This window comes from Rhodococcus jostii NBRC 16295 (assembly GCF_001894825.1).
In the GTDB taxonomy this organism is placed as follows: Bacteria; Actinomycetota; Actinomycetes; order Mycobacteriales; family Mycobacteriaceae; genus Rhodococcus_F; species Rhodococcus_F jostii.
In genome coordinates, this window is the sequence record NZ_BCWY01000006.1 from 122,240 (window position 1) to 139,509 (window position 17,270).

Here is a 17,270-nt window from a genome sequence, read left to right on the forward strand (position 1 = left end):
TCAGGACGCCTGATTCTCGCGCATCCGCCACCGGATGCCGGACTCGAGGAATCCGTCGATGTCGCCGTCGAGCACGGCGGACGGGTTGTTGACCTCGTACTCGGTGCGCAGGTCCTTGACCATCTGGTACGGGTGCAGCACGTACGACCGCATCTGGTTGCCCCAGGAACTGCCGCCGTCACCCTTGAGCGCATCCATCTCGGCGCGCTCCTCCTTGCGTTTGACCTCGAGCAGCTTGGCCTGCAGGACGCGCATCGCCGACACCTTGTTCTGCAGCTGCGACTTCTCGTTCTGACAGGTCACGACGATGCCGGTCGGGATGTGCGTCAACCGGACCGCGGAGTCGGTGGTGTTGACGGACTGACCACCGGGACCCGAGGAGCGGTACACGTCGACGCGGACGTCGTTCTCGTTGACGTCGATGTGGTCGGTGGTCTCGACCACGGGCAGGACCTCGACCTCGGCGAACGACGTCTGACGGCGGCCCTGGTTGTCGAACGGGCTGATCCGGACCAGCCGGTGCGTGCCCATCTCGACGGACAGGGTTCCGTAGCTGTACGGCGCCTTCACCGCGAACGTCGCGCTCTTGATGCCGGCTTCTTCGGCATACGAGGTGTCGTAGACCTCGACGCCGTAGCCGTGCTTCTCCGCCCAGCGGATGTACATCCGCATCAGCATCTCCGCCCAGTCGGCGGCGTCGACGCCACCGGCGCCGGAGCGGATGTTGACCAGCGCGTCACGCTCGTCGTATTCGCCGGAGAGCATCGTCTTGACTTCCATCGCGGCGATGTCTTCCCGCAGGCTGTGCCGTTCGGCGTCGGCGTCCGCTATCGCGTCGGCGCCCTCGTCCTCCGCGAGTTCGTAGAGCACCGGCATGTCGTCGAGCCGCGATCGCAGTTGCTCGACGCGGCGCAATTCGGCCTGGGAGTGCGACAGCTGGCTGGTGACCTGCTGGGCGTGCTCCTGGTCGTTCCACAGCTCGGGATCGGCGGCCTGGTGTTCGAGCTCGTCGATGCGGCGGCGCAACTCTTCTACGTCCAGCACCGATTCGACGGTACGGAGAGTGGTGTCGAGCTCGCTGAGGTCTGCGGATACGTCGGGATGCACGGTTCCCAAGGTTACCGGGTGCGGGCGGGGGCCCTGTCACCCCTTCGTCCCGGCGGAAGTCACCCCTTCCGATCACGTCGCGTGGAAGCATTGCCGGCACCGCACCCACCGCGTTCCATGCACGGGTACGCACATGCATGTGCCGCCATCCCGGACGGAGTCGACGATGACCGTGACCGACCAGTACCTGAAGAACAACGAGGCCTACGCGGCCGGATTCACCGGGCCGCTCCCCCTCCCTCCCAGCAAGCACGTCGCGGTCCTCGCCTGCATGGACGCGCGCTTGGACGTCTACCGGATCCTCGGCATCGAGGAGGGCGAGTCGCACGTGATCCGCAACGCCGGCGGGGTGGTGACGGACGACGAGATCCGATCCCTCGCGATCAGCCAGCGACTGCTCGGCACCACAGAGATCATCCTGATCCACCACACCGACTGCGGGATGCTCACGTTCACCGACGACGACTTCAAGAAGTCCATCCAGGAAGAGGTCGGGATCAAGCCGGCGTGGTCGGCCGAGGCATTCGCCGACCTCGACGAGGACGTCCGGCAGTCGCTGCGCCGGATCGAGTCCAGCCCGTTCATCACGGCAACCACCTCCCTCCGCGGGTTCGTCTTCGACGTCGCCACCGGAAAGCTCGCAGAAGTGAAGATCGACTGAGTTCGCGCCGGCGCGGTACCAGTACGCGCTACGAGTAATCTGAGCGACCGTGACCGACCTCCACGCCGACCTGCAGCTCGCCCTCCGAATCGCCGACGAGGCGGACGCGATCACCAGGGCCCGATTCGGGGCGCTCGACCTCTCGGTCGACGACAAGCCGGACCTGACGCCGGTTACGGACGCCGACCTGGCCGTGGAACGGGCAGTTCGGGCGACGCTGGAATCCGAGCGGCCCGCGGACGCCGTCCTGGGTGAGGAGTTCGGCGGTGCCGCGCAGTTCTCGGGCCGGCAGTGGGTGGTCGACCCGATCGACGGCACCAAGAACTTCGTCCGGGGCGTCCCGATCTGGGCCACCCTGATCGCGCTGCTCGAGGACGGTGTTCCCACGGTGGGCGTCGTGAGTGCCCCGGCACTCGCGCGCCGTTGGTGGGCCGCGTCGGGTACCGGCGCCTGGTCGACGTTCGACGGGTCCGAGCCCGCTCGCCTCTCCGTGTCGGCCGTCGACCGACTGGGTTCGGCCAGCCTCACCTTCTCGAGCCTGTCGGGCTGGAAGGAACTGGGTATCCGCGAACAGTTCCTCACCCTCACCGACGACGTGTGGCGGGTCCGCGGATTCGGCGACTTCTTCTCCTACTGCCTGCTCGCGGAGGGCGCCGTCGACATCGCCGCCGAGCCCGAGGTGTCGCTGTGGGACCTCGCACCCCTCGACGTGCTGGTGCGCGAGGCCGGTGGCCGGTTCACCAACCTGGCCGGCGCCGACGGTCCGCACGGGGGCAGCGCACTGGCCACCAACACGCTGCTGCACGACGAGGCGCTGTCCCGACTGCGCTCGCACTGACGTCGGGGTAACACGGACAGATACTCCTGACAAGCTTCGGCGGAGGAGTCGGGTCCGGTCATCCTCGTCCCCGAGGAGGGCGGACCGCCGGTGTCCGTCACCAAAAATGTCTCCTGAGCCGCGACTCCCGATTCCGCCGTTGGCGGCGTCGACAGTGGACGACGCCGGCGTCCGGCACTTCACACTCACCGCGCGAGCGGGCACGTCCGAGATCCGCATGCACGTCCCGGCCAGGTGCGACGGCGACCACGATACGACCGAAGGCCTCGACCTGCCGAAAACGTATGGCCTGGACGATATTCCGCTGATCATTCAGAACAGGCGGTAGGCCGGCGACACTCGGTACTCGCCGCGGAACGTGCTCGCGAGCAGCAGGAGAGACACGAGCACCACCGGCGCGAGACGCATGAGGGGACGCAGCCGGCGCGCCGTCGGGAGGGTCTTCGGCGGTGGAACTTACTCGATAGTAGACACCAACCTTACCGCTGAGTAAGATAGATCGTGTCCACGCCCGAACACCGAGAAACAGCTGGTGATCATGAGCAAGCAAGACACTGTTGTCCCCCACGACAGCGCGAAGCGGAAGACCCGCGACACGTCCGCCGTCGGCCTGAATCCGGTCAAGCGCGACGCCATGGGTGCCGCGATGCGAGTGCTGACCAAGATCACCGGTTCCGACCTGGCCGAGAAGTACAACCTGCGCCAGACGATCGACCGGGTAACCTACGAAGGCACCAAGACCGGATTCAAGACACTCGGCGCCGCGACCCGCGGTTTCCAGAAGGTGTCCGGCGGCGGCGCCCCGAAGCGTCTCCCCGACAACCCGACGGCGAAGGCCGGCTACTTCGACCTCACCCCCAGCGACGAGCAGCAGATGATCGTCGAGACCGTGCGCGAGTTCGCGGCCGAGATCCTGCGGCCCGCGGGCCACGACGCCGATGCTGCCGCCGCCGCGCCCGCGGATCTCGTCAAGCGTGCCGCCGAACTCGGCATCACCCTCATCAACGTCCCCGAGGAACTCGACGGAGCCGCCAGTGAGCGGGGCGCCGTCACCAATTCCCTCGTCGCCGAGGCCCTCGCCCACGGCGACATGGGGCTCGCGCTGCCGATCCTCGCGCCGAGCGGTGTCGCCGTCGCCCTCACCCAGTGGGGCACCGACGCCCAGCAGAAGACCTACCTCCCCTCGTTCACGGGCGAGCAGGTTCCGAATGCCGCCGTCGTCGTCAACGAGCCCCGCGCACTGTTCGACCCGTTCGCGTTGCAGACCAAGGCCGTTCGCTCCCCCAGCGGCTACAAGCTCAACGGCGTCAAGAGCCTCGTCCCCGCCGCGGCCTCGTCGGAGCTGTTCATCGTGGCCGCCGAACTCGACGGCAAGCCCTCCTTCTTCATCGTCGAGGCCGACACCAAGGGACTCGTCGTCGAGGCGGATCCGAGCATGGGCCTGCGCGCCGCGGGCATCGGCCGGCTCAACCTCACCGACGTCGCGGTACCCGAGTCGGGTTTGCTCGGCGACGCCGATGCCGACGTGCGGAGGGCCGAGTACGCCGACGCCATCCGGCTGGCCCGCCTCGGCTGGGCGTCGCTCGCAGTGGGCACCGGTCAGGCCGTCCTCGACTACGTGATTCCGTACGTCAACGAGCGGGTCGCGTTCGGTGAGCCGATCAGCAACCGTCAGGCGGTCGCGTTCATGGTCGCGAACATCGGCATCGAACTCGACGGACTGCGTCTGGTGACGTTGCGCGGCGCCTCACGCGCCGAACAGGGACTCTCCTTCGCCCGCGAATCGGCGCTCGCCCGAAAGCTGGCGTCCGAGAAGGGCATGCAGATCGGTCTCGACGGCGTCCAGCTGCTCGGCGGCCACGGTTACACCAAGGAACATCCCGTGGAGCGCTGGTATCGCGATCTGCGCGCCATCGGCGTCGCCGAGGGCATCGTCCTGATCTGAGCGGCCGGACTCGAACTAAGGAACTGTCATGATCAACCTCGAACTTCCCAAGAAGCTCAAAGCCTCCGCGAACCAGGCTCACCAGGTCGCGGCAGAAATCTTCCGGCCGATCTCCCGCAAGTACGATCTCGCCGAGCACGCCTACCCCAAGGAACTCGACACCATGGCCGCCATGGTGGAGGGCCTCAACGACTCCGGCAAGGGTGCGGCGGGTGCCGCCCTCGGGCGCGGCGACGAGCCGAAGGTCATCGGAAACGTCAACGGCGGCAACATGTCGTCGCTGATGAACGTCATCGAGACCTGCTGGGGCGACGTGGGTCTCACCCTGGCCATCCCCTACCAGGGCCTCGGCAACTCGGCGATCGCCGCGGTCGCCACCGACGAGCAGCTCGAGCGTTTCGGCAAGGTCTGGGCGTCGATGGCCATCACCGAGCCCGGCTTCGGTTCCGACTCCGCCGCCGTCACGACCACCGCGGTCCTCGACGGTGACGAGTACGTCCTCAACGGCGAGAAGATCTTCGTCACGGCCGGCGAGCGTTCCACCCACATCGTCGTGTGGGCCACCGTCGACAAGACCAAGGGCCGCGCCGCGATCAAGTCGTTCGTCGTCCCGCGCGACGCCCCGGGCCTGAGCGTCGCCCGCCTCGAGCACAAGCTGGGCGTCAAGGCGTCCGACACCGCGGTACTGCTCCTGCAGGACTGCCGGATCCCCGCGGACAACCTGCTCGGTACGCCGGAGGTCAACGTCGAGAAGGGCTTTGCCGGCGTCATGCAGACGTTCGACAACACCCGTCCGATCGTCGCCGGCATGGCCGTCGGCCTGGGCCGGGCGGCGCTCGAGGAACTGCGCAGCATCCTGTCGGACGCCGGTGTCGAGATCTCCTACGACACCCCCGTCTACAACCAGCACGCGGCTGCCGCCGAGTTCCTGCAGCTCGAGGCCGACTGGGAAGCCGCCTACCTGCTCGCGCTGCGCGCGACGTGGATGGCGGACAACAAGAAGCCGAACTCACTCGAGGCGTCCATGTCGAAGGCGAAGGCCGGTCGCACCGGAACGGCCATCTCCCTCAAGGCCGTCGAACTCGCCGGCACGTTGGGATATTCGGAGCGCCCGCTGCTCGAGAAGTGGGCACGCGATTCCAAGATTCTCGACATCTTCGAGGGCACGCAGCAGATCCAGCAGCTGATCGTCGCCCGCCGTCTGCTCGGGAAGTCGTCCGCAGAGCTGAAGTAGCAGCTCGGGACTTTCCTCGCGAGGGGTGTAGCCCCCGCCGCGCTCACCTGCGGCGGGGGCTTCTTCGTACCTGGTTCTCCTGCGCGTTTCCCTGAGCGTCCGGCTTCGCCGGACCGCGTGGCTGGACCGTTTTCTTCATCTACGCTGAACGGGAAATCCGTCATCGCAGCCGGAAGGGTTCTCCATGCCAGCTCAGCAATTCCTCACCAAGATCACGGACACCGTGGGAGCGGTACGGGTGATGAACCGCGCAGGCCTCGTTCCGTTTCCCCGGGTCGACCAGGGCATCCGATCCATTCTGGCGGTGCGGAAGTACGGTCCGTTCGCAGGACCTGTCCACGCGAATGCCGAGGCGGGGCTCGATGCGGTGGCCCTGATCGACGAGCGCGGTTCGCTCACCTACTCCGACATCGAGGAACAGTCCAACGCCCTGGTGCGGGCGTGGCAGGCCGACGGCATCACTCCCGGTTCGGTTATGGGCTGCATGTGCCGCAATCACCGGGGTCTGGTGCTCACCATGCTGGCCGCCGCCAAGAACGGCACCAAACTGGTGCTGATGAATACCGGTTTCGCCCGGCCGCAACTTGTCGACGTCGCCGCACGCGAACAGGTTCAGGCCTTCGTGTACGACGACGAGTTCCACGCAGTCGCCGAGGCGCTCCCCGACGAGGTGATCGCCTACCGTTCATGGGCCGACGACGATTCGACGTCGCAGGTCCGCACCCTCGATGAACTGATGGAGGGCAGAGACCGCAGTTCACTGCCCGCCCCGTCCACGCTCGGCGGCTTCGTCCTGCTCACCAGCGGCACCACGGGCACACCCAAGGGCGCTCCGCGCGGACACACGTCGCCGCTCGCCTCGGCCCAGTTCCTCGACCGGGTGCCGCTGCGGCGCGGACAGACGATGATGATGGCGGCTCCCGCGTTCCACGGGACGGGGGTGTCTCAGTTCGCCCTCGCACTGGCACTCGGCCAGACGGTGGTGATGCATCGCAAGTTCGATCCCGAGAACACGATTCGTCTGGTCGAGAAGCACCGCTGCGACACACTGGTCGTCGTCCCCACCATGCTGCAGCGCATCATCGACCTCGCGCCGGAGACCCTGGCCAAGTACGACACGTCGAGCCTGAAGATCATCTTCGCGGCCGGCTCGGCGCTCTCCCCCGACCTCTGCAAGCGCACCACCGCCGCGTTCGGCGAGGTGCTCCACAACCTCTACGGCTCCACAGAGGTGGCCGTCGCCACGGTCGCGACTCCCGCGGACCTCGCGCTGGCACCGGGCACGGCCGGCCGGGCGCCGGTCACCTGCCACGTAGCGCTCTACGACGAGTCGAGTCGACGGATCACCGAACCCGACACCGTCGGACGCATCTTCGTCGCCAGCGGTCTCAGCTTCTCCGGGTACACCGACGGTCGCGACAAGGAGCGCATCAACGGCCTCCTGTCCACCGGCGACGTCGGACACTTCGACCGCAACGGCCTGCTTTTCGTCGACGGCCGGGACGACGACATGATCGTCTCCGGAGGCGAGAACGTCTATCCCCTCGAGGTCGAGAACCTGCTCGCCGACCGGGACGACGTGATCGAGGCTGCCGTGATCGGCGTCGAGGACTCCGAATTCGGTCATCGCCTCAGGGCTTTCGTCGTACCCGGCCCGGGGGCCACGAAGGACGCCGAGGAGATGAAGGCACACGTCAAGGCGAACCTCGCGCGGTACAAGGTGCCCCGCGAGATCATCTTCATCGAGGAACTCCCCCGCAACGCGACCGGCAAGTTGCTGCGTCGCGTACTGATCGAGATGGACGTCACGGAGAGCTGACCGCTACGCGACCCCTGACCCCCGGCACGCGCCGGGGGTCGGGGCGCTGCGGCGTCAGCCGATGCCGATCCCGATCGCCGGATCGGTGAACCGGTTCGTGTAGATCTGTTCCGCGGTCAGCGAGTCCGGGATCGCGGCGCCGCCGGAGACGAGGTTCGGCTTCAGCCCGTCGACGGTCCCCTGCACTCTGGCCATGTCGTACGTTCCGACCGATCCGTCGGCCTCGTTCGCAATCAGCCCCTTGTCCTTCAGCAAGCGAGCGCTGAACTCCGCTTCACCCTCGGCGTACCGCGAGAACGAGGTGTCCTGCGAGACGACGTCCACGATGGTCTCGTTGGTGGCCTCGGGAGCCGTGACATCGTCCGCGGTCGACCGCTGGATGACGGGCACGAGTTTCTGCAGGCACGGAGCCAGCGATTCCACCTTGTCCGAACGGACCGAGATGTTGGAAGCGTAGATGTCGAATCCCGAATCATTCAGCAGGTCGTAGGCGACCGGTTTGTCCCAGGCGGGCGTCTCGTGCTCGTAGGTGTACGGCTCCGAATTCGCGAATCCCTGTTGCGCAATCGAAGGATCCCCGACGAACCGTGAGGGCGCGCCGTCGTAGCTCGTGTCGAGTTGCGACTCCTTCAGCAGGCCCCGCGCCACCAGCCATTGCGGGAACAACTGTTCCTTGGACACCACCACGGAGGCATCCGACCTTCCGATGTCGGCCACTGTGTGCCAGTCCGGGTGCGTCTCGGGATTCCATATCAGGATCGCCGGACTGTATTACAGCAGCGGCGTCACCGCCACCACCGGTTGGCTCGCCGCGGCAGCGATCACCTGATCCCCGTGGACGACACCGAAGATCGATCGAATCATCCACGTACATCTGCGAAGTCACCGATTGGAATCCGATCGCGGGACCACCGGCGCGGAGCGTCAGGTCCACACCGGCGTCCTTGCCGCCGGCCACGTCGATCCCCAACGTCCACGCCATCGTCATCGCTCCTGTCGGTCCACATCCCTGTTCACCGGGTGACTGACCATCGCGGCCACGGCCCAGACATTCTCCAAGCAGGAGTCCACGCCTACCGGGCTGGCTCCAAGTTCCCGAACAAGGACACCGCTCGACCAGACACCGAGCCCGCAGACGACCACTCAAAAGCCAGGGATCACCAGGTGTCCCGGTCGGACGTTCGGCCCGCCTGCGGACTCCCTCCGAGACTAAATGTCGGAGGTCGGCGTTACCGTCGAGGTCCTGCGAGAGGCGGGCGAGCGGTGGGGGGAGTTGGCGGATGACGACATCGTGTTGCCGGCATCGTTGTCCGGCTGGTTGTAATCAGCTGCAGTCGATGCAGATTCAACACCGGCTTCTTCAACACCGGCTTCGGGGCGATGCCGCCGCACGGTTGGGAAGGGGTAGCCGGTGAAGATCTCGGGGGATCGCGGGTCTTCTTCGACTGCGGGGGTGCTCGCCGATCGTGAATTGTGCCCGGCCATGACCGGGCTGGGATCGACTGTGCCGCGGCAGTTCGCGGTGACGACCCGCGCATTCATGGCGGTCGACGACGCGACCGGCGAGCAGATCGGACTCGACGACGTCGACACCCGGGTGGGGTGGCTGCTCGACCTGATCACCGCGGCCGGCGGCGAGTTGATGTTGCGGCTGTGGCAGCCGGCGACGTCCGATGTGCTCGCCGCCGGCCAGGACCACCACGACCGCAGGCTGCCCGCACAGGGCCATGTCGCCGCGGCCCGCCTCGGCTGGAACCCGATCTACCCGGACGGTGTCTATGTGCCGTCGCGGGTGACGCGGGTGGTGACGGCGCAGGTGGTGGCGACCCTGCGGACCCTGTCCTATCGGGATGCCGCGATCGCGGCGCTGTCGGCCCGATTCGACCCGGCCACCGGGGTTGTGGCGCCGCCGGCCGGGTCGGGCGACGCTGTGCCACCGGCTTTCGCTCGGGGAGTCCGGCGCCAGCTGATTGCCCGCGCCCGTCGCACCGATGGTGCACCGGCCGGCCAGTTGCGGATCACCGAGGTGCAGGAACCGCCCCGGATGGCGGCGATGGCCCGACTGTCGGCCGCCGATCGGCAGCTCGCGCAGCTTGCCGTCACCGGCGACGAGTTGGTGTTGACGGTGAAGCTGCCGACCTGTCCCGCCCCTGCGGGTCGGGCGCAGTGGCGCAGTGTCCGGCTGACCGCGACCATCCCTGCGCATCTGTACGGCAGAGCTGTCACCGATTGGCATCTGCCGACCCTGGTCCTCGACCACCGGGGCCTGCTGTGGCGGTGCCCCGCGACCGAACTCGTCCCGGCAGATGACCTGGAATCGGCCACGGTCGCTGTGGGGGTGGACTGGTCACCGACCACTCTGGGTGCCGCCGCCATCGTGGCAGAGGGCCCCGGCGGGTTGACCTCGGACTACCGGGGATGGACCTACGACGACCGCGGCCTCGGGATCAAACTGGCCCGCCTGCAGACGGAGGGGCAGCTGCTGCACGCCAAGGCGGCCCGGCTGACACGGCTGGCCGCCACCGCCCCGCCCGAGGTGCGCGCGGAGCTGGAGGAGAAGATCGCCGTCCTCGACGCCCACCGCGAGGCGGTGGGTATCAAGAGGGGGAAGATCAACCGGGAACTGGCCTTCGACTTCGCCCGGCAGGTCACCGACTACGCCACCGCGGCGGGCGCGCACGTGATCGCGGTCGGAGGATCTCACCACCCTCGAGACCCGCGGACACGGACGGGCCAACAACAATCGGGCCGCGCAGTCCGCCCGCCGCCAAGCGGTCGCCGCGCTCGCGCGCACCGCCGCCGGTGTCGGTGTCGCGGTGATCTCGGTGCCCGCCCGAGATTCCTCCGCGTTGTGTCCGGGCTGCGACGAACCCCTCTGCCGTCCCGGCGGTTACCACGACGCGTGGTGCCCGGGCTGCCGGGTGGGCGGTAACCGGGACCACATCGCCGGGGTGAACCTGGCCAAACGCGCACTGCTCGCCAGAAACAAAACCACCCGGCGGCGTGGGCAGATGCCCCGAATCGGTATGTTCCTGCACCACAAGCGTCGGTGTGGGACACGGTCAAACCCACACCACCGCAAGGTGATACGGGTAGCCGTGACACACGTACATCTCAAGCGTCCGCCACACGAGTGGCAGATAGTATGAGATCTACGTAGACGCTCAGGTGCTCGCGCGAATTCTCATGGCCGCGTTCGCCGATGCCCTCGGGGTGGAACAGGAACATTTCGACACGATGGTCGACCACTCGATCGACGCACTGAAGATGAACAACTACGCGCTTCCTCACGGTGAGGTCGCATTCGACGGTGATGCCACCGGCATGGGCGCCCATACCGACTTCGGGATCCTCACGATCCTGTGGGCCGATCAGGTTCCCGGCCTGCAGATCCTCGGCTCCGACAACACCTGGCACGAAGCACAGCCCGCCGACGGAGCACTTCTCGTCAACCTCGGCGACGCCATGGCCCGGTGGACGAACGACCGGTGGCGCTCGACGGTGCACCGGGTGAATCCGCCCGTCACCGACGGGCGGATCGTGCGCCGTCGCTCCGCGGCGTTCTTCTTCGACGGGAACCACGACGCCCTGATCGAAGCGCTCCCCCGGCACTCTCTGCGACGGCGAGACAGGGTATCCGCCGATCACCGTCGCGGAGAATATCGCGGCGAAGGTCGGCGGCTTGAAGGCGGGCATCAAACCGACTGCGGCACTTCGTGAAGCCGAGCGGGTGCTGTCCGCCCGATAGCAGGGACGCCGCCCCGCCGGCGATCGAATAGAGTCGACGCAGGAGCCGGGCCCGGCGGCGAGGTCGCGTCCCGCCCCGAGGAAAGGGTTCGGAAAGATCGATGACACACACGGAACGAGCCCTGCTCACCGAATCCGTTCACGACACTCTTCGTGAGCAGATCTTCTCCGGCGAGCTCCCACCCGGAACCCCGCTCAGCGTTCCCGCGCTGGCAGCGAAACTGAATGTCAGCCGCACTCCCGTCCGCGAGGCGGTGCAGCAACTCATCTACGAGGGCATCGCCGTCTACACGCGGAACGCGGGCGCCAAGGTCGAATCGCTCGACGCGGACTCGATCAGGGCCGTGTTCGAAGTCCGTGAGGTGCTCGACGGTCTGGCCGCATTCCACGCCACGTCCGCCGCCACACACGAGACGGTGCAGCAGTTGAAGAAGATGGTGCAGGTCCAGCGTGAACTGCTGGACGGCCCCGCCGATCAGCGCCGCGATTCCCGGCTCGACCTCGAATTCCACACCCACATCCGGGAAACCGCCCGCAACAAGCCGCTGAGCGAAGCACTCCTCCGGCTGGACGGCCAGTCGCATCTGTACCGGTCCGACATGTGGAGTGCGGATCTCAATCGGAGACTCGCCGTGACCGAGCACGAGCGAATCGTCGGCGCCATCGAGTCCGGCGATGCGGTGGGTGCGCGCACCGCGGCGTGCGCGCACGCGGCCGGACTGCTGGTGCGCACCACGCGTATGTGAAGACCGCCCGCACGGAAGCGAGACAGACAAAAAAAGAACCGGCGTCCTGGATTCCAGGACGCCGATTCTTCAGTGGTAGCGGGGACAGGATTTGAACCTGCGACCTCTGGGTTATGAGCCCAGCGAGCTACCGAGCTGCTCCACCCCGCGTTGCATGAACAAAGTTACACGAGCGAACGAACGGATTGCAAATCGCCCGGAAAGCGTCCGATCAGCAACCTTTCAGCACCACTCGAGTCACATCCGTTACCTAAAAGTTATGACGCTCGTCACAATTCAGGCGAAATCTGTAACGCTGCCGAAACACGAAACTCGAGGGTCGACCTGCGGAAACACCCTTCGTTCATCCCAGTATTTGGACGGTCGTCACAGAAAATCGACCCGTGACCATTCCGTGATCACCGCGTACGTTCGTTGCCAGCCCGAAACTACCGGGCAACGCCGATCCGCCGCAGCTCGACCTGCCCCCGCGGATTCGGAATCCCGACACCTCGAGGGGCAGGGACGAGGACAGAGCGACCCACGGGTCGGCACACCAGCCGTCATCCACAGGACCACCTCGTCAGCAGGCGCGGAGAGGAAACAACCACATGACCAACTTCAGCATCGTCAAGCGGACCATGGGCGCAGTCGCACTCACCGGAGCAGTCATCGGAGTGCCGCTCGGCCTGAGCACCGGCACCGCATCGGCCGCATCGGGCGACTGGGACGCCGTCGCAGCGTGCGAGAGCAGCGGCAACTGGGGCGCCGACACCGGCAACGGCTTCTCGGGCGGTCTGCAGTTCACCGACAGCACCTGGGCAGCGAACGGCGGATCCGGCTCGCCGGCCAACGCCTCGCGCGAGGAGCAGATCCGCGTGGCCGAGAGCGTCCTGGCGACCCAGGGACCCGGCGCCTGGCCGGTCTGCGGACAGTACCTCTGATCCGCACCCACACACTTGCTCGGAGTGCCCTGCGCGCAGCACGACTGCGCGCAGGGCACTCCTGCATTGCACGGCATCGCCCTACACCACGGGGACGCGAATCCCCGCCATTTCTTCGTGAGCTGCTGCACAAATTCGTGGTGATCCCCACCACATAACAGCGGGGTAACAAACAGGCGCCGAAACGGTCTCGCATGTCGCTGACCTGCAGAGACACGGGAATTTCGGTTCCGGCGCCGGACAGCTGTCCACCATTTTCGCCAGGTGAACTGCGGGCAGACCTCCCGTACGGTCGCTCTCGGCCCGAAACAACCGGGCGAAAGCCGGCCCGCCGCTGCTAGCTCTGCCCCGCGGGTTCGGAATCCCCGAAACCTTCGAGGGGCAGGAACGCGGCACAGAATCGCAGCCCGGATCGACGACGCGACCGTCGTCGCCCGCAGGCCGGCCACGCCAGCAAGCGCGGAGAGGATTGACCCGCATGACCAATCACAGCATCAGCAAGCGTGCCCTCGGCTGGATCGCCGTCACCGGCGCCGTCGTCGCCGTCCCACTCGGTCTGAGCACCGGTACCGCCTCCGCCGCCTCCCACAACTGGGACGGCGTCGCGCAGTGCGAGAGCGGCGGCAACTGGGGAATCAACACCGGAAACGGCTACTACGGCGGCCTGCAGTTCTCGCAGAGCACCTGGGAGGCCAACGGCGGCAGCGGCTCGGCATCGAGCGCCAGCAAGGCCGAGCAGGTCCGCGTCGCCGAGAACGTGCTCGCAACCCAGGGCCAGGGCGCCTGGCCGGTGTGCGGCCAGTACCTGGCCACCGGCGGCGGCGAGGTCACCGAGGCTCCCGCGCCCACCCCGGCACCCGCCCCAGCCCCAGCCCCAGCCCCAGCCCCCGAGGCTCCGGCCCAGGTCCAGGTTCCCGCCCCCGCCCAGCCTTCGGCGCAGCAGGCACTCGACGCCGCTCGTCAGCTCGCCGAGCAGAACGGCTACGGACAGCAGTTCCAGCAGCTGGTGGACACCAACCCGCAGTTGGTCGACGCACTGCGCTGATCTTCCGATCAGATACGACGAGGCCCTGTCATCCGAACCGGATGACAGGGCCTCGTTCTCTCTGCGGGTGTCGCTCCCCTACTTGGGGATCGCCTCGTACGCGGCGACCGCCTTCTGGACGCGGGCGAGGGCTGCGCCGTACGCCGCGAAGTCACCGCTGCGCTGCGCCACCGTCAAGGCATCGAGCGACGCGTCCAGCTCCGCGACCGCAGCCGAGACGTCCGTACCGGACGGCGGAGTCGCCGGGGCCGTGGGCGCGGGCGCCGCACCCTGGTCGACGGGCGGCGTCGTGCCGGTCTCCGGAGGTGTCCCCTCTTCCGCGCTGGGTGCCGTCGCCACGGAACCCGTGCCGGCACCGAACACCTGGTCGAGCGCCTGCGCCAGCGTCGGGGCGTACCCGACTCGCACACTGTTACTCGGTGGCGGCTCGCGGTAGCTCACGAGCACTCGCGACAGCTGCGGGAACGTCGACGTGTTCGGGCCCGTCGAACTTCGCTCCGTATACATCGGTTCGACGTACAGGATTCCGCCGTCCGCGATCGGCAGTGTCAGCAGGTTGCCGTACTGGATCTTGTTCGATCTCTCGAGCAGAGTTCTCTCCGACGCCACGCGTGGATCGGAGATCATCGAGTTCTGCGTCTGCTGCGGACCCTGGGTCTGTGTGTCCGTCGGCAACTGAAGCACGGTGAACTTGCCGTAATTGTCCGGATCGGATTTCACCGACAGATAGGCGGACAGGAACTCGCGACTGTAACCCACCATCGCGCTGGTCAGGTTGAACGACGCTTTCCCGGTCTCGGGATCACCGACCAGCACGTAGTACGGAGGCTGGTTCGCGCTCGTATCGATCGTGGGATCGCTCGGCACCGACCAGAACGCGTTGTTGGTGAAGAATTCCTTCGGATCATCCACGTGGTACTTGGCGAGCATCTCGCGCTGCACCTTGAACAGGTCCTCGGGATAGCGGAAGTGCGCGCGCAGTTCGTCGGGAATCGAGTCCGCCGGCTGAACCGCACCCGGGAACACACCCATCCACGCGTCGAGCACCGGATCGTTCTGATCCACCTGGTACAGCTTCACGGTGCCGTCGTACGCGTCGACGGTGGCCTTCACCGAGTTACGGATGTACGACACCTCCTTGCGGGGCAGCAGCCGGCCGGTGTTCTGGTCGATGCTGTCCTCGACGAGTCCGTCGAGCGAACTGCGCTGGGCGTACGGGTAGTCCTGCAGTGTGGTGTAGGCGTCGACTATCCACACGACCTTGCCGTCGACGACGGCCGGGTACGAGTCGCCGTCCGCGGTCAGCCACGGGGCGACGTGGGTGACCCGGTCCCGCGGGTCCCGGTTGTAGATGATCTTGGAATCCGAGCCGATCGCGCCGGAGAACAGGATGTTGCGTTCCGTGTACTTGGCGGCGAAGGCCAACCGGTTGAACCAGTTGCCGATCGGCACACCACCCGAACCGGTGTACGTGTAGCGCGAGGTGTCGGTGTCGTACTCCCGCGGATCCGAACCTTGCGATCCGCCGACGATCGCGTAGTCGGCATCCGTGTCGGCGATGACCTCGCCGTAGTAGATGCGCGGCTGCTCGACGGGTATGACCTGATTACCCGCCTCCTGCGAGGCGATGTCACTGACCATGTACACGGGGTAACCGCTGTTGCTGTTGGCGGCTTCCTCCGCGGACTCGCCGGCGGCGGCGTTCACCCGGTTCGCGGGAGCCGCGACCAGTCCGTTGCCGTGCGTGTAGACGGTGTGCTTGTTGATCCAGTCCGTCTGGTTACCCGTCAGGCTCTTGGACGACAACTCGCGGGCCGCGACGATGTAATCGCGCATCTCCCCGTCGATGTCGTACCGGTCGATGTCGAGCGTCGGCGGGAAACCGTAGAAGTTCTTCAACTGCTGCTGCTGGGTGAACGTCCGCGACAGGATGTTCGGATCGAGCAGTCGGGTGTTCGCGATGGTCGTGACGTCGGCCGGCACTTCCCGCGGAGGCTTCGTTCCGTACCCCTGGTAATCCTGGTACTCGACCTTGTCGTCGGTGATGCCGTACGCCTGCCGGGTGGCGGCGATGTTCCGCTCGATGTACGCGCTCTCCTTGTCGGCGGCGTTGGGACGCACCGAGAACTGCTCCACGACAAGCGGCCACACTGCACCGACCAGGATCGAGGAGAGCACGAGTAGGGCTGTCGCCATCGCCGGAATCCGCAGATCACGCAGGAAGATCGCCGCGAAGAACGCGCCCGCGCAGATGACCGCGATCGCCAACAGGATCAGCTTGGCCTGCAGCACCGCATTCATGTCGGTGTAGCTACCACCGGTGAACGTGGGTTCCTTACGGCTGCTCGACAGCAGCGAATACCGATCGAACCAGTACGCGACGGCCTTGAGAAGGATGAACGTTCCCGCGAGCACGGCCAACTGGACCCGCGCCGCGTTGGTCAGTGCCCCGCCCCGGCCCGCCAGCTTCAACCCGCCGAATATGTAGTGCGTCACCAGGCTCGCGAAGAACGCCAGCAGCACCGCGACGAACAACCAGTTGAGAACGAACCGGTAGAACGGCAGATCGAAGGTGTAGAAGCCCACGTCCAGACCGAATTCGGGATCGGCGACCCCGAAGTCGCCTCCGTTGACGAACAGCTGCACCGTCACCCAGCTCGACTGGGCGATCAGCCCGGCGAGCAGTCCCACCGCAATCGGAATGGCCAGGCCGAACAGACGCAGCCGGGTCATCACGGTGGTGCGGTAACGCGCGACCGGATCGTTGGGACCCGACACCGGGACGAACACCGGCCGCGAGCGATACGCGAGCAGCAATGCCAGCCAGACGATTCCGCCGACCACCACCCCGACCACGACGAAGAGCAGCAGACGGGTGACGAGGACCGTGGTGAACACCCCACGGAATCCGACCTCACCGAACCACAACCAGTCCGTGTAGGTACTGATCAGCCGCGGACCCACCAGCAGCAGGGCCGCGACGACAAGCGCCAGCACCAGCAGCACTCGACTGCGTTTGGACAACGACGGTAAACCTGCGGGGGGCCGCATGCCCACGTGCCACACTCCAAGAACTCGGCGACGCTGTCGCGCCGCGATCAACTTCACCGTTCGGCCGTCCACACCCGAACAGCGAGGGCGTGACCGTTTCGTCCCACTCTACGTAACAACCGAGAGATGCGGCCGTCGGTCCTGTTCCGGGGGT

9 protein-coding genes, 1 tRNA gene and 4 pseudogenes are annotated in these 17,270 nt (G+C 66.7%); 10 read left to right on the forward strand and 4 right to left on the reverse strand.

Features of this window, described 5'->3' with window-relative positions; genetic code table 11:
- Positions 1–1,107, reverse strand: coding sequence for a peptide chain release factor 2 (prfB, locus tag RJ1_RS06990; protein WP_073359314.1), 1,107 nt, complete (start codon positions 1,105–1,107; stop codon positions 1–3).
- A 166-nt stretch (positions 1,108–1,273) separates the two neighbouring features.
- Here prfB and RJ1_RS06995 point away from each other — a divergent pair, with 166 nt between their 5' ends.
- From RJ1_RS06995 to RJ1_RS07015, 5 genes are all read left to right on the forward strand, one after another.
- Entirely contained in the window at positions 1,274–1,768 is a 495-nt protein-coding gene (locus RJ1_RS06995) for a beta-class carbonic anhydrase (RefSeq protein WP_073359233.1), read from the forward strand.
- Between the two features lie 49 nt (positions 1,769–1,817).
- Positions 1,818–2,606, forward strand: coding sequence for a histidinol-phosphatase (hisN, locus tag RJ1_RS07000; RefSeq protein ID WP_073359234.1), 789 nt, complete (start codon positions 1,818–1,820; stop codon positions 2,604–2,606).
- Between the two features lie 532 nt (positions 2,607–3,138).
- Positions 3,139–4,551: an acyl-CoA dehydrogenase family protein gene (locus RJ1_RS07005; RefSeq protein ID WP_073359235.1), complete on the forward strand. Its 1,413-nt coding sequence runs from the start codon at positions 3,139–3,141 to the stop codon at positions 4,549–4,551.
- 28 nt (positions 4,552–4,579) lie between these two features.
- Positions 4,580–5,785: an acyl-CoA dehydrogenase family protein gene (locus RJ1_RS07010; RefSeq protein ID WP_073359236.1), complete on the forward strand. Its 1,206-nt coding sequence runs from the start codon at positions 4,580–4,582 to the stop codon at positions 5,783–5,785.
- 184 nt (positions 5,786–5,969) lie between these two features.
- Positions 5,970–7,604: an acyl-CoA synthetase gene (locus RJ1_RS07015; RefSeq protein WP_073359237.1), complete on the forward strand. Its 1,635-nt coding sequence runs from the start codon at positions 5,970–5,972 to the stop codon at positions 7,602–7,604.
- 54 nt (positions 7,605–7,658) lie between these two features.
- Here the strand turns inward: RJ1_RS07015 and RJ1_RS07020 are convergent.
- Positions 7,659–8,562 (reverse strand): annotated as a pseudogene (locus tag RJ1_RS07020) (nitrate ABC transporter substrate-binding protein); the annotation flags it as partial.
- A 525-nt stretch (positions 8,563–9,087) separates the two neighbouring features.
- On the opposite strand from RJ1_RS07020, the pseudogene RJ1_RS07025 reads away from it, so the two are divergent.
- The 3 genes and pseudogenes from RJ1_RS07025 to RJ1_RS07035 all read left to right on the forward strand — a co-directional run bounded on the left by RJ1_RS07025 (position 9,088) and on the right by RJ1_RS07035 (position 12,097).
- Positions 9,088–10,764, forward strand: a pseudogene (locus tag RJ1_RS07025) (transposase family protein).
- Positions 10,752–11,352 (forward strand): annotated as a pseudogene (locus RJ1_RS07030) (2OG-Fe(II) oxygenase family protein); the annotation flags it as partial. The pseudogenes RJ1_RS07025 and RJ1_RS07030, both read left to right, overlap by 13 nt.
- A 100-nt stretch (positions 11,353–11,452) precedes the next feature.
- Positions 11,453–12,097 (forward strand): GntR family transcriptional regulator, encoded by a 645-nt coding sequence (locus RJ1_RS07035; RefSeq protein WP_073359238.1) that lies wholly within the window; start codon positions 11,453–11,455, stop codon positions 12,095–12,097.
- 73 nt (positions 12,098–12,170) lie between these two features.
- Here the strand turns inward: RJ1_RS07035 and RJ1_RS07040 are convergent.
- Positions 12,171–12,247: transfer RNA gene (locus RJ1_RS07040), tRNA-Met, on the reverse strand.
- A gap of 440 nt (positions 12,248–12,687) precedes the next feature.
- On the opposite strand from RJ1_RS07040, the pseudogene RJ1_RS07045 reads away from it, so the two are divergent.
- Positions 12,688–13,017, forward strand: a pseudogene (locus RJ1_RS07045) (transglycosylase family protein); the annotation flags it as partial.
- 481 nt (positions 13,018–13,498) lie between these two features.
- Positions 13,499–14,065 carry a transglycosylase family protein gene (locus RJ1_RS07050; protein ID WP_073359240.1) on the forward strand — a complete coding sequence of 189 codons (567 nt, stop codon included), beginning with the start codon at positions 13,499–13,501 and terminating at the stop codon, positions 14,063–14,065.
- Between the two features lie 78 nt (positions 14,066–14,143).
- Here RJ1_RS07050 and RJ1_RS07055 read toward each other — a convergent pair whose 3' ends face one another.
- Complete coding sequence (locus tag RJ1_RS07055) at positions 14,144–17,122, reverse strand: UPF0182 family protein (protein WP_073359241.1); 2,979 nt, start codon at positions 17,120–17,122, stop codon at positions 14,144–14,146.
- Positions 17,123–17,270 lie beyond the last annotated feature (148 nt).

Bases quoted from the DNA above. Each gene is read 5' to 3' on its own strand.
- RJ1_RS06995 (WP_073359233.1), top strand. From the start codon at position 1,274: ATGACCGTGACCGACCAGTACCTGAAGAACAACGAGGCCTACGCGGCC.
- RJ1_RS07010 (WP_073359236.1), top strand. From the start codon at position 4,580: ATGATCAACCTCGAACTTCCCAAGAAGCTCAAAGCCTCCGCGAACCAG.
- RJ1_RS07015 (WP_073359237.1), top strand. From the start codon at position 5,970: ATGCCAGCTCAGCAATTCCTCACCAAGATCACGGACACCGTGGGAGCG.
- RJ1_RS07035 (WP_073359238.1), top strand. From the start codon at position 11,453: ATGACACACACGGAACGAGCCCTGCTCACCGAATCCGTTCACGACACT.
- RJ1_RS07050 (WP_073359240.1), top strand. From the start codon at position 13,499: ATGACCAATCACAGCATCAGCAAGCGTGCCCTCGGCTGGATCGCCGTC.